The sequence below is a fragment of the Polymorphobacter sp. PAMC 29334 genome, assembly GCF_019431245.1.
Lineage (GTDB): Bacteria > Pseudomonadota > Alphaproteobacteria > Sphingomonadales > Sphingomonadaceae > Polymorphobacter_B > Polymorphobacter_B megasporae.
The window spans coordinates 35,640-48,144 of sequence record NZ_CP080243.1; the positions used below are offsets into that span (position 1 = coordinate 35,640).

Annotated in this window: 10 protein-coding genes; 1 reads left to right on the forward strand and 9 read right to left on the reverse strand. The window is 68.8% G+C overall.

Annotated features, from left to right (window positions below; genetic code table 11):
* Positions 1 to 36: 36 nt before the first annotated feature.
* The 6 genes from KZX46_RS03955 to sseA all read right to left on the reverse strand — a co-directional run bounded on the left by KZX46_RS03955 (position 37) and on the right by sseA (position 9,564).
* The gene (locus KZX46_RS03955) at positions 37 to 1,593 is read right to left on the reverse strand and encodes an efflux transporter outer membrane subunit (RefSeq protein ID WP_219775584.1); all 1,557 of its coding nucleotides are present in this window, start codon (positions 1,591 to 1,593) and stop codon (positions 37 to 39) included.
* On the reverse strand, positions 1,590 to 4,790 hold the full coding sequence (locus tag KZX46_RS03960) for an efflux RND transporter permease subunit (protein ID WP_219775585.1): 3,201 nt from the start codon (positions 4,788 to 4,790) through the stop codon (positions 1,590 to 1,592). Before KZX46_RS03960 ends, KZX46_RS03955 begins: the two co-directional genes overlap by 4 nt.
* A 1-nt stretch (position 4,791) precedes the next feature.
* Positions 4,792 to 6,012, reverse strand: a complete 1,221-nt coding sequence (locus KZX46_RS03965; RefSeq protein WP_216708318.1) for an efflux RND transporter periplasmic adaptor subunit — start codon at positions 6,010 to 6,012, stop codon at positions 4,792 to 4,794.
* 122 nt (positions 6,013 to 6,134) lie between these two features.
* The gene (locus KZX46_RS03970) at positions 6,135 to 7,379 is read right to left on the reverse strand and encodes a hypothetical protein (protein ID WP_219775586.1); all 1,245 of its coding nucleotides are present in this window, start codon (positions 7,377 to 7,379) and stop codon (positions 6,135 to 6,137) included.
* 149 nt (positions 7,380 to 7,528) lie between these two features.
* Positions 7,529 to 8,725, reverse strand: a complete 1,197-nt coding sequence (metC, locus tag KZX46_RS03975) for a cystathionine beta-lyase (RefSeq protein WP_226896081.1) — start codon at positions 8,723 to 8,725, stop codon at positions 7,529 to 7,531.
* Complete coding sequence (sseA, locus tag KZX46_RS03980; protein WP_219775587.1) at positions 8,722 to 9,564, reverse strand: 3-mercaptopyruvate sulfurtransferase; 843 nt, start codon at positions 9,562 to 9,564, stop codon at positions 8,722 to 8,724. The genes metC and sseA overlap by 4 nt, the downstream gene beginning before the upstream one ends.
* Before the next feature lie 87 nt (positions 9,565 to 9,651).
* Between sseA and queF the strand changes: the two genes are divergently transcribed.
* Positions 9,652 to 10,110, forward strand: coding sequence for a preQ(1) synthase (gene queF / locus KZX46_RS03985; RefSeq protein ID WP_219775588.1), 459 nt, complete (start codon positions 9,652 to 9,654; stop codon positions 10,108 to 10,110).
* Here the strand turns inward: queF and queE are convergent.
* The 3 genes from queE to KZX46_RS04000 all read right to left on the reverse strand — a co-directional run bounded on the left by queE (position 10,107) and on the right by KZX46_RS04000 (position 12,449).
* On the reverse strand, positions 10,107 to 10,739 hold the full coding sequence (gene queE, locus KZX46_RS03990; protein ID WP_219775589.1) for a 7-carboxy-7-deazaguanine synthase: 633 nt from the start codon (positions 10,737 to 10,739) through the stop codon (positions 10,107 to 10,109). The two genes, queF and queE, sit on opposite strands and share 4 nt — an antisense overlap.
* 160 nt (positions 10,740 to 10,899) lie before the next feature.
* Positions 10,900 to 11,580 carry a 7-cyano-7-deazaguanine synthase QueC gene (gene queC / locus KZX46_RS03995; protein ID WP_370647561.1) on the reverse strand — a complete coding sequence of 227 codons (681 nt, stop codon included), beginning with the start codon at positions 11,578 to 11,580 and terminating at the stop codon, positions 10,900 to 10,902.
* The gene (locus tag KZX46_RS04000) at positions 11,550 to 12,449 is read right to left on the reverse strand and encodes an Hsp33 family molecular chaperone HslO (RefSeq protein WP_219775591.1); all 900 of its coding nucleotides are present in this window, start codon (positions 12,447 to 12,449) and stop codon (positions 11,550 to 11,552) included. The genes queC and KZX46_RS04000 overlap by 31 nt, the downstream gene beginning before the upstream one ends.
* Positions 12,450 to 12,505 lie beyond the last annotated feature (56 nt).

The window sequence follows — 12,505 nt, forward strand, 5'->3', positions numbered from 1 at the left end:
TCACCGAACTACGGTCGAAGGTGCGGCTGGGATGCGTTACGGATGTGTAACTTTTAACGAAGCGGTTGTCTCTGGGGCGTTTTCCCATCCGCCGCCGAGCGCCTTGAAGACCGCGACCTGGTCGGTCGTGAGCTGCGCCTGCGATGCGGCGAGGTTCGCCTCGGCGGTCGCCAGCGTCCGCTGCGCGTCGAGGACGGCGAGGAAATTCTCCGCTCCCGCCCCGTAGCGCAGCCCGACGATCCGCGACGCCTCGGCACTGTAATCGCGCGCCGCGGTGAGCGCCGCCTGCCGGTCGAGCTCGCCCGAAAGCGCATTCAGCGCCGTCTCGGTCTCCTGCAACGCGTTCAGGACGGTCCCGTCGAAGCTCGCCAGCGCCGCCTCGGTCGTCGCCTCGGCCTGGCGGATGCGCGCCCGTGCGACGGTGATGTTCGGGAAGGTCCAGCTGAGCAGCGGGCCGACATTGAAGGTGAAGCCCGAGTTGCTGCCGAGCTGGCGCGCGCTGATCCCCGAGGTCCCGACCGATCCGCCGAGCGAGATCTGCGGATACAGCGCGGCGGTGGCGACACCGATCCGGGCGGTCGCGGCGGCAAGCGTCCGGTCGGCCTGGCGGATGTCGGGGCGGCGCTTGATCAGCGCAGTGCCGTCGCCGACCGGAAGCGGATGCTTGAGCAGCGGCGGCGTCGTGCACGCGGCGGCTGCGGCCGGCGTTTCTTCGGGCGGATGACCCGTCAGGACACTAAGCCGGAACAGCGCCTCGCGGCGTGACGCCACGAAAGTCGGAAGCGTCGCCCGGACCTGCTCGTACTGGGCACGCGCCCGCGAGGTATCGAGCGGCGTGTCGCGCCCCGCCTGTGCCAGTCGTTCGGTCAGGTCATAGGTTTCGAGCTGCAACTGGAGCGACTTTCGCGCGACGCCGATCTGGAGCGCCGCCGAGCAGGCATCGGCATAAGCGCGCGCGGTTTCGGCGGCGACGCTGGTACGGACAGTGTCGCGCTGCGCCTCCTGCGCGGCGAGGTCGGCGCGTGACGCCTCGATATCGCGGCGGACGCGGCCGTAAAGGTCGAGTTCGTAGCTGACGTCGAGCCCGGCCTGGTAGAACTGGCCCTGATACGACGAGCTGGTGATCGTCCCGGTGCTGCCGCCGGTCGATCCGGTGCCCGTGCCCGTGCCGGTGCCAGTACCGGTTCCCGAGCTGCCCGACCCGGAGCCGAGTGTCGAAGTTCCGCTGGCGCCGCCGCCGCTCGAGCCGTTGCTGCGGAGATACGACGCCCCGGCGCTGAGGCTCGTCGACGGCAGCAACTGGCTGCGCGTCTCGCTGAGGATCGCACGCGCCTTGCGGAGGTTCGCGGTCGCAACGCGCAGATCGGTGTTCGCGGTCAACGCCTCGGTGACGAGGGCGTCGAGCGCGGGGTCGTCGTACAGCCGCCACCACTCGCCGGGCAGTGGTTCGGACGACACCGCGATCGAGTCGGCAGCGGTGTATTTGCCCGCCGAAGCCGCGGGGGTCACCGCGGGGTGGAAGTTCGGTCCGACCGTGCACGCACCAAGGGCGAGCGCGACGATCGACGGCACGAGGCGTGAGATGCGGATCATTCGGCGGCCCCCGGCGCGGGAAGCGCAGCGGGCGTCGCGGTGCCCTTCTTGCGGATGTGGACGGTCGGCAGCTTCGACGTCACCCAGCTGGCGATGACGTAGAACACCGGGGTGAACAGCAGCCCGAAGACGGTCACGCCGATCATCCCGAAGAACACCGCGGTGCCGAGCGCCTGGCGCATCTCCTGCCCCGGCCCGACCGCGAAGACGAGCGGCAGCACACCGAGGATGAAGGCGAACGACGTCATCAGGATCGGGCGGAGCCGGGTCCGCGCAGCGTGCTCGGCCGCCTCCCAGCGGTCCTCGCCGCGCTCCTCGTCCTGCTTGGCGAACTCGACGATCAGGATCGCGTTCTTCGCGGCAAGACCGACGAGGACGACGAGGCCGATCTGCGTCAGGATGTTGTTGTCGAAGCCGCGTAGATTGACCCCGACGATCGCCGCCAGCAGGCACATCGGCACGATCAGGATGACCGCGAACGGCAGCACGAGCGATTCGTACTGCGCCGCGAGCAGGAGGAAGACGAACACCACCGCGAGCGCAAACACGATCGCTGCGGTATTGCCCTGCGTCTTCTGCTGGTACGCGAGTTCGGTCCACTCGTAGCCGAAGCCCTCGGGCAGCGTCTTTGCTGCGAGATCTTCCATCGCCTTGAGCGCCTGCCCCGACGAGAAGCCGGGCTTGGTGTCGCCCTGCAGCTCGGCCGCCGGATACAGGTTGTGGCGGACGACGCGATACGGCCCCGAATCGTCGCTCAGCGTCGCCACCGAGCCGATCGGCACCATCGCCCCCGACGCCGATCGCGTCTTGAGGTTGACGATATCCGCCGGGGCATGGCGATACTGGGCATCGGCCTGCGCGGTGACCCGGAAGGTCCGGCCGAACAGGTTGAAGTCGTTGACATAGCTCGACCCGAGATAGGTCTGGAGGGTCGAGAACACGTCCGACGGCGCGACGCCGAGCTGCTGTGCCTTTTCGCGGTCGATGTTGGCGAACAACCGCGGTGTGCCGGTGTTGTAAAGCGTGAACACCGACGTCAACCCCGGGATCGAGTTCGCCTTCATCATCATCGCGAAGGTCGCCGCCTCGAGCGCCTTCGGACCCTTATTGCCGCGGTTCTGGACCATCATCTTGAAGCCGCCGCCGGTGCCGATGCCGCGGACGGGCGGCGGCGCGATGACGAGGACGTTCGCCGCGTCGATGCCGCCGAGATTCTTCCGCAGGTCGGCAAGGATCGAGTCGCCGGTCTGATGATGGTCGTGGCGGACGTCGAAGTCGTCGAGCGCGAGGAAGATCGTCGCCGCGTTCGGCGCGTTCGAGAAGCTCGCACCGTCGAGACCCGAGATCGCGACGATGTGGTTGACGCCCTTGACCTTGAGCGCCTGCTGGATCGTCGCGCGCATCACTGCGTCGGTCCGTTCGAGCGTCGCGCCCGGCGGCATCTGGATGACGCCGATCAGATAGCCCTGGTCCTGCGCCGGAATGAAGCCGGTCGGCGTCGCCGAGAAGCGCCACCCGGCAAGGCCGAGCAGGCAGACGTACGCGATCAGCACGATGCCGATCGTCCGCACTGTCCGCGCGGTCAGGCGGCCATAGCGGTCCGACAGCCAGTCGAAGCCGCGGTTGAAACCGTTCGCGGCGCGCTGCACCGGGGCAAACCAGCCATGCGGCTCGCTCGCGTGCGGATCATGCGGCTTGAGCAGCAGCGCCGCGAGCGCGGGCGACAGCGTCAGCGAGACGAGGCACGAGATCAGCGTCGCCGCCGAGATCGTCAGCGCGAACTGCTTGTAGAACTGGCCCGAGATGCCGCTGATGAACGCGGTCGGCACGAACACCGCGCACAGGGTTAGCGCGATCGCGACGAGCGCGCCGCCGACCTCATCCATCGTCGCGAAGGCGGCGTCGTGTGGCGACAGGCCGTTGCGCAGCTCGCGCTCGACATTCTCCACCACGACGATCGCGTCGTCGACGACGATGCCGATCGCGAGGACGAGCCCGAACAGCGACAGGTTGTTGAGCGAGTAGCCGAACGCCGCCATCACCGCGAAGGTGCCGATCAGCGACACCGGGATCGCCAGCACCGGGATCAGGGCCGCGCGCCAGCTCTGCAGGAAGACGAGCACGACGAGGACCACGAGGAGCACCGCTTCGAACAGGGTCTGCTGGACGCTGTCGATCGACTGCTGGACGTACGTCGTCGGGTTGTACGGGATCGAATAGGCGACGCCCGGGGGGAAGTCCTTTTTCGCCTCGTCCATCGTCTTGATGATCGCCGCCGCCGTCGCGAGCGCGTTCGATCCGGGCAGCTGGGTGATGCCGAGGCCGATCCCCGGCGTGCCGTTGACATAGGCATTGGTGCCATAGTCCTGCGCGCCGATCTCGACCCGCGCGACGTCGCTGACGCGTGTCAGCGCGCCATTGGCATCGGCCTTGATAACGATGTCGCCGAACTCCTCGGGCGTCGACAGCCGGCCCTGCGTCTGGACCGACAGCTCGAAGCCCGATCCGCCCCTGGCGAACGGCGGCGCACCGACGCTGCCGCCGGCGACCTGGACGTTCTGCGCGCGCAACGCATTGACGATTTCCGACGCGTTGAGGTTACGCGCGGCGGCCTTTTCCGGATTGATCCAGACCCGCATCGCATAGTCGCGCGCGCCGAAGACGTTGATGCCGCCGATGCCCTGGAGCCGGAGGAGCTTGTCGCGAACCTGAATGCCGGCATAGTTCGACAGATACTGGATGTCGTGGCTGCCGTCGGGAGACGTCAGGAACACCGCCATCAGGATGTCGGGCGTGTTCTTGAGCGTCGTCACGCCGAGTTCCTGCACCGCCTGTGGCAGGCGCGGGAGCGCGGTGGCGACGCGGTTCTGGACGAGAACCTGCGCGGTATCGAGGTTCGTGCCGAGCTTGAACACGACGTTGATCACGACCGACCCGTTCCCGGTCGACGACGACGTGATGTACAGCATGTTCTCGACGCCGTTGACCTGCTGCTCGATCGGCGCAGCGACGGTGTCGCCGAGCACTTCGGCCGACGCACCCGGATAGGTCGCGGTGATCGCGATCGTCGGCGGCGCGATCTCGGGATATTGCGCGACCGGCAGCGACGGATAGGCGAAGATCCCGAGCAGGACGATCAGGATCGAGATCACCCCGGCGAAGATCGGCCGGTCGATGAAGAAATGGGAGAAGCGCACCTTAGCGGACCGAACTCGCCGACGTCGCCGAGGTCGAGGGCGGCTCGATGAAGGTCGGCACCGCCGGTCCCGAACCGGGATCGGGGGGGACGATCTTGCCCTCCTTGATCTTCACCGGCGTTCCCGGATGCGCGCGCTGAACCCCCGCGATCACGACATTGTCGGTCGCGTTGAGCCCCGAGCGGACAACCCGCAGTCCGTCGATGATCGGACCGAGCACGACGACGCGCTGCGCCGCCTTGCCGTCGGCTCCGACGACGAGCACCGCCTTGCGCGTCTGGTCGGTGACGATCGCGTCTTCGGGGATCAGCATCCCGGAGTAGGCGCCCGAACCAAGCAGTCGCATGTGACCGAACATCCCCGGCGTCAGCAGCCCGTCGGGATTGCTCACCACCGCACGTCCGCGGATCGTCCCCGAGCCGAGATCGAGCGCATTGTCGACGAAATCCATCCGGCCGTGCCAGCGATATTCGGTCTCGTCGCCGAGCCGGATGTCGACCGGGTTCGCCGCGACGCGCGACGACGGACGGGTGCCGGCGCGGTTCGCCCGCTGATACTTGAGGTAAACCGCTTCGGAGCCGGTGAAGAGAAAATGGATCGGGTTGAGCGACACGATCGTCGTCAGCACCGTCGTCCCGCTGGTGACGTAATTGCCGGCGCTGACCTTGCGGTCCGACAGCCGGCCAGCCGCCGGAGCGGTGACGCGGGTGAATTCGACATCGAGCGCCTTGGCACGGGTATTTGCCTTCGCCGAACCAAGCTGCGCTACCGCCTGCCGCAGCGCCGCTTGTGAGTTGTCATACTCTTCCTGGCTGACCGCCTTGAGGTCGAGCAGTTCCTTTTCGCGATTGAACGCGGTCTGCGCGACGGCGGCAGCGGCGACGTAGCGCGCCTCGTCGGCCTTCGCCTGCTCGAGGATCGCCTGGAACGGGCGCGGGTCGATGACCATGAGCAGCTGGCCCTTTTTCGCGAACTGGCCATCGCGAAAGTTGATCGACTGGAGATAGCCCGACACGCGCGGGCGGACGTCGACGCTGTCGACCGCCTCGAAGCGTCCGGTGTAATCGTCCCAGTCGACGATCGGCTTGACCATCGGGTGCGCCACGGTGACCTCGGGAGCGGGTCCGCCGGGGGCTCCCGGCGGGGGGGCACCGGCCCCGTCATCCTTCTTGCCGCAGCTGGCGAGGGCCAGGACGCTGGCAAGAATCAGAATCGATCGCATGGGTTCGCCTTGTCGAGTGTGACTCACATCTACGCGCGAAATCGTACGGCGTCTACTGCAGCGCAGCATTAGCCGCAAAAAGCTGAACTATCGTCCCAGCCGGTTAGCGCTACCACTCACCTCTACCACGTTCCGGGCGTTAGCAGCAGCCGCGCAATGACCCCGGCGGCGGCGGCCAGCGCGATCGCCGCGAAAGCCCCCTGCATGCGCCGTCGCGGCACGCCGGGTGCCACCGATAGCGCGACACCGCCGAGGGTCGTCGCGACCATCGCCCAAAGATGATAGCGCAGGTCAGACGCGATGCTGACGACCGCAAAGCTGAGCAGCATCGCCGCCGCCGACAGGGCTAGCGCCAGCGCCATGTCGCGCGGCCCCGATCGCGGCGTGCCCGCAGCGGTCCACCACAGGCCGAGGCTCGCCGCGAGCCACACCGCCGGCCAGCCGAACGGTGTCGCCGCGAGCGCGTTGGCGGCGACGGCGATCCCCTTGAGCAATGGATCGGCACGACGTCCGATGCCGACGTCGTTCGGCTGCGAATCGGGCGGGCCGACGGTCCGCGGCTGGCCGAACGGCACGAGCCAGCGCATCGTCATGTTGAAATGCCCGAGCCGGTGGCGGGCGTAGGCGACCGGATGCGCGGCGACGGCGCGCGCCCAGTCGCCGAACAGCCCGGCCCCCGCATCGCCGTCGAACCCGACCGCGTCGGCGACGAAGCCGCACTCTGCCGGGTCGCTGTACGCGTCCCACATCGTGACGTGATAGCACCCCCGCGCCTCGGCCTCGCGCCAGCGCGCGACCGGCAGCCCGGGCAGCGTTGCGATGCCGCCGAAATGCGCGATCCCGGCGAGGTCGTACAGCGGCAGCACCCGCTCGACATGCGAGGGCCGCGCCCCGAGCAGCCGGTGATTGATCGGCGGCGACACCGCTAGCACCGCGAGCACGCCCGCCAGCATCAGCGCGGCGCGCGGCGCCGTGTGCCGCAGCCCGCCCCAGCCCGCCCAGACGCACACCAACGGCACGACGCCGAACACCGCGTTCGCACGGAGCAACACCGCGTACACCAGCAGCACCGCGACGACCCCCGCCGCCGCTGCCGGCACCGCGCGCGACCGCAGCTTATATGCCGCGACGATCCCGGTCGCGGCGGTCAGCGCGGCGATCATCTGCGCGTCCTTGATGACGACGATCAGCCATTCGGCGGGGATCAGCAGCGCATCGATCGCGAGTGCGGCAATGACTGGGCGAACCCGGGGGAGCGCGGCGGCGAACAGGATGAGCCCGGCAAAGAACAACGCGATCTGGAGTACGAACAACGGCGCGGTGCCGAGGAGACCGGCAGACTCGAACCCCGACCACAGCCGCGCCATGACCGGCGGATGCCAGTCGTCGTAACTGCCGCTGCGGATCTGCGCGTATTGGCGGAGGGTGTCGAACAGCGCGATGCCCGGCCACGCGACGGCAAGCTCGACGACCGCGAGCGCCCCCCCGGCGGCCGCGATGGCGGCAGTGGATCGTCTCAGAATTGCGCCTCGTAGCGGTCGAGCCCCGCGGCGAGGTCGGCCATCAGGTCGGCGGGGTCCTCGAGCCCGATACTCAGCCGGATGATCTGCCCGCCTGAATCGGTCGTCGTCGCGGTGCGGATGCCATCGAGCTCGACCGGCAGGATCAGGCTCTCATACCCGCCCCATGAGAAGCCGATGCCGAAGTGCGCGAGGTCGTCGATCAGCGCCGCGGTATGCCGCCGTTCGCCGCGCTTGACGACGAACCCGAACAGCCCCGACGCGCCCTTGAAGTCGCGGACGAACAGCGCGTTGCCGGGGTCATCGGGCAACGCCGGGTGCATCACCCGAGCCACCGCCGAGTGCTGCTGCAGCCAGCGCGCGACGGTGAGTGCACTCGCCCCCTGCCGCTCGAGCCGCAGCCCGAGCGTCCGCAAGCCGCGCAGCGCGAGAAACGCGTCATCGGGCCCGACGCAATAACCGAGCAGGTACGACTGCGTCTTCAATTTGCCGAACCAGCGCTTCGTGGTCGTCACCGACCCCATCATCAGGTCGCTGTGCCCGCCGGTATATTTGGTCAGCGCCTGCACCGTGAAGTCGATGCCGTGGCCGATCGCCGGGAACAGCAACGGCGTCGCCCAGGTGTTGTCGAGGATCGTCGCGACCCCGCGCGCCTTGGCGGCGGCAACGATCGCGGGCACGTCCTGGACCTCGAAGCTCAGCGACCCCGGGCTTTCGAGCAGGATCGCCTTGGTGTTCGGCTGGATCAGCGGCGCGACGTCGGCGCCGGGCGCGTAATAGCTCGTCGTGATCCCGAGCGGCTTGAGCAGGCGGTCGGCGAAGGCGCGGCTCGGCTCGTATGCGGTGTCGACCATCAGGACATGGTCGCCGGTTCGGATCACCGTCATCAACGCCGCCGCGATCGCCGCGACCCCCGACGGATACAGCTTGGTCCCCGCCGCGCCGGGCTCCTGCGCGGTCAGCGCCTCCTCGAGCGCCCATTGCGTCGGCGTTCCGCGCCGCCCGTAGAACAGTCCTGCATCGGGATGCCGCCGCGCCTCGTCGAGCGCGGCGAGATTGTCGAACAGGATCGTCGACGCGTGCCACACCGGCGGATTGACGATCCCCGCCGCCATGCCGGGACCGCGCGTCCATTCGCTCCGCCGGCCGGCGTGGACGAGCCGGGTATTCGGACCGAGCTCGTCGTCGCTCACGCCGCTCCAGTCACCACCGGCGCCGTCGGCGAGGCACCCCATTCGGACCACGAGCCGTCGTACAGCGCCACGTCCTTCGCCCCGAGCAGCGCCGCGCCGAAGCTAAGCACCGCCGCGGTGATCCCCGACCCGCACGTCGTCACCAGCGGCTTGTCGATGTCGATCCCGGCGTCGGTGAACGCCGCACGCAGCGCGGTGCCTTGCTTCCACGTCCCGTCGGCGTTGAACAGGTCGCTCGACGGCAGGTTGCGCGATCCGGGAATATGCCCGCTGCGCATGCCCTCACGCGGCTCGGGGTCGGTGCCGGCGAAACGACCCGCCGGGCGTGCGTCGACGACCTGCTCGGCCTTGGTCCGGAGATTGTCGATCATCGCCTGCATCGTGCGGACACCCTTGGTGTCGCCCCAGATGGTGAAGTGGCGGTGACGGACGACGGGCTTGCCCGACTCGGTGGGACGCCCCTCGGCCTGCCACTTGGCGAAACCGCCATCGAGGATCGCGACCTCGTGCGCGCCGAACAGGTTGAGCATCCACCACGCCCGCGCCGACGAATGGAACGGCGAGTTGTCGTAGACGACGATCCGGCTGCCGTCGCCGAGGCCGAGCGCCTGCATCCGGCTGGCGAATTTCTCAGGCGATGGCAGCATGTTCGGCACCGGGTTGCCGGTGTCGACAAGCTCGTCGAGGTCCATGAACACCGCGCCGGGGATGTGCCCGGTCTCGAACTCGGCGCGCGCGGTCCGGCCCGTCTCGGGCAGGAAGATCGTCGCGTCGACGATCCGCAGATCGTTCGCGCCAAGCTCGGCGGCCAGCCATTCGGTCGTCACCAGCGGGGTCATTCGGTCGCTCTCCCAGGAATTATGCGCCGTGCATAGCGACGCCACCGGCCCTTGTCAGTGCGAGATTTGTGGCTCACCCCGTCGCGAATGATCGATCCGACCGAACTTCACGCGCTTGGCCACACCAGCGCCCTGCCCGCCAGCCCGCAAGCCGCCGTGCTCGACTACCCGCCGAACCCGCGCCCGGGGGTCGATTACCTCGTGCGCTTCACCGCGCCTGAATTCACCTCATTGTGCCCGGTCACCGGCCAGCCCGACTTCGCCCACATCGTCATCGACTATGTCCCGGGCGAAACGATCGTCGAGTCGAAATCGTTGAAGCTGTTCCTCGGGTCTTTCCGCAACCACGCCGCGTTCCACGAGGATTGCACGGTCGGCATCGCCCAGCGCCTCGTCGCCGAAATGGCCCCGAAGTGGCTCCGCATCGGCGGCTATTGGTATCCCCGCGGCGGCATCCCGATCGATGTTTTCTGGCAGACCGGCGTCGCGCCGGCGGGCGTATGGGTTCCCGACCAGGGCGTCGCGACGTATCGCGGGCGGGGCTAGGCCAGCCCTAGAAACTTGTGCGTCTGGAGCCCGAGCCGCCAGCGGGGATGGGCGAGGCAGTAGGCGATCGCGGCGCTTGTGTTCGCCTGCGCGTCGGGGCCGTCCATCGGTTGCAGGAAGAAATGGTCGAACGCCAGCGACTCAAAGCGGTCGGGCTGCGCGAGCGGCTGGGGGTAAACCAGCTTGAGCTCGTCGCCGCGCGTCAGGACCAGCGGCGCATCAGCCTTGGGGCTGACGCAGATCCAGTCGAGTCCCGGCGGCGGCGATTGCGTGCCGTTGGTCTCGACCCCGACCGCGAAGCCGAGGGCATGGAGCGCGTCAACCAGCGCGGTGTCGAGTTGGAGCAGCGGTTCGCCGCCGGTGCAGATGGCGAGGCGGTGGTCGGGCTCGCCTCCCCACGCCGCCGCGACCGCGCCCGCCAGCATCGCCGCATCGCCGAACTTGCCGCCGCCGGGTCCGTCGACGCCGACGAAATCGGTGTCGCAGAAGGTGCAGACCGCGACCGCGCGGTCGACCTCGCGCCCGGTCCACAAATTGCACCCGGCGAAGCGCAGGAACACCGCGCGCCGCCCGGTCTGCGCGCCCTCGCCTTGGAGGGTGACGTAGAGTTCCTTGACCGCGTAGGTCATGCGATCTGCCTCCCCTCCCCTTCAGGGGAGGGGCCGGGGGTGGGGAACGAAGGCGCAGCCGAGTTCTGTTTGGCGAGCGGACCCCCACCCCCGGGCCGCGCCAAGGGGCGCGTCTCTCGCCCCTCCCCTGAAGGGGAGGGGAGGCGGTTTGGTAGCGCCGTCACAACGCCGGGTCGACCGACCCCGCCTCGGCAAAACCCTTCGCGCGCAAGCGGCACGAATCGCAGACACCGCACGGCCGGCCCTCCGGCGTCGGATCGTAGCAGCTCCACGTCATGCCGAAGTCGACCCCGAGCAGCGCGCCCTCGCGGACGATATCGGCCTTGGTCATCGCCGAAAGGGGCGTGTGGACGGTGAAGCCGCCGTCGCGGGTCGCGACGTTCGCCATCGCCTCGAACGCGGCGATGAACGCCGGGCGGCAGTCGGGGTAGCCCGAATAGTCGAGCGCGTTGACCCCGATGAACAGATCCTTCGCCCCCGCCGCTTCGGCCCAGCCGAGCGCGACCGACAGGAAGATCGTGTTGCGCGCCGGGACGTACGTCACCGGAATCCCCGGCTCGACCCCGCCCTTCGGCACGTCGATGTCCGCCGTAAGCGCCGATCCGCCGAAGCCGCGCAGGTCGAGCGGCAGGACGATATGCTTCTCGACTCCGATCGCGACGGCGACGCGCGCGGCGTGCGCGAGCTCGATCCGGTGGCGCTGGTTGTAGTCGATCGTCAGCGCGAGGATGCGGTAACCCTGCTCGCGCGCGATCGCCGCGACAGTCGTCGAATCGAGTCCGCCCGAGAGCAGGACGACTGCGAGCTTGCTCACACGTCCACCGCGAAGACCCGCGCGCAGAAGGCGCAATCGACCTTGATCCGCCCGTCGTCGCCCGCCATCTCGGCGCGTTCTTCGGGCGGAAAGCTGCTCAGTACGTCCTTGATGTGCGCGAGCGTGCAGCGGCAGCCGCGGGTCGGGACCGGGCCGGGAACGACGCGGACCTCCTCGTCGTGGAACAGCCGCCAGATCAGCGTCTCCTCCGACAGCGACAGGTCGGTCAGTTCGTCGTCCGACATCGTCGAGGCGAGCGCGAGGACGTGCTGCCAATCGGGGTTCATGTCGGCGACCGACAGCCGCTCGCCGCCGATCTCGCTGCGCGCGAGGTGCTGCACCAGCAGCCCGCCGCCGACCCAGCCGGTCGTCGCGTCCCAGCGTACCGCGAGGCGGATCAGCGTCGGCAACTGCTCGGAATTGGCGAAATAGCCCTCGGCGGCCTCGGCGAGCGATGCGCCTTCGAGCGGGACGATGCCTTGGTAGCGCTCGGCGGCGGCGGTCGGATCGAGGGTGATCGCGAGATGCCCCTCACCGAACAGCGTGTGGAGGTCGAGGCCCGGCGCGACGTCGCTGCCGTCGTGGCGCAGGTAGCCGCGCACTGCCCCAGCGCGATAGTCGCAGACGAGCAGGTCGACCGGGCCGCCCTTGCTCTGCGCCTGAAGGGTCAGCTGCCCCTCGTCCTCGCGCAGAGTCGCACCGAGCAATGCTGTCAGGACCAGCGCCTCGCCGAGCACAGTCGCGAGCGGCGACGGATAATCGTGCGCCGCGAGGACCGCGTTCAATGCGGCGTCGAGCCGGACGACGCGGCCGCGGACATTGCGCGCGCCGACCGAGAAGCCGAGCACGCGGTCGGCGACGGGAGCGACGCCTTCGGGGATGGGGGCGGGTGTCATCGCGTCGATATAAGGTGTCATCCCCGCGAACGCGGAGACCCAATGTCACAGCCGGT

Excerpts from the sequence above, each read along its gene's own strand:
- queE (WP_219775589.1), bottom strand. The coding sequence starts at position 10,739 with ATGACCTACGCGGTCAAGGAACTCTACGTCACCCTCCAAGGCGAGGGC.
- sseA (WP_219775587.1), bottom strand. The coding sequence starts at position 9,564 with ATGACCCCGCTGGTGACGACCGAATGGCTGGCCGCCGAGCTTGGCGCG.
- KZX46_RS04000 (WP_219775591.1), bottom strand. The coding sequence starts at position 12,449 with ATGACACCCGCCCCCATCCCCGAAGGCGTCGCTCCCGTCGCCGACCGC.
- queF (WP_219775588.1), top strand. The coding sequence starts at position 9,652 with ATGATCGATCCGACCGAACTTCACGCGCTTGGCCACACCAGCGCCCTG.
- KZX46_RS03965 (WP_216708318.1), bottom strand. The coding sequence starts at position 6,012 with ATGCGATCGATTCTGATTCTTGCCAGCGTCCTGGCCCTCGCCAGCTGC.
- KZX46_RS03955 (WP_219775584.1), bottom strand. The coding sequence starts at position 1,593 with ATGATCCGCATCTCACGCCTCGTGCCGTCGATCGTCGCGCTCGCCCTT.
- KZX46_RS03970 (WP_219775586.1), bottom strand. The coding sequence starts at position 7,379 with ATGGCGCGGCTGTGGTCGGGGTTCGAGTCTGCCGGTCTCCTCGGCACC.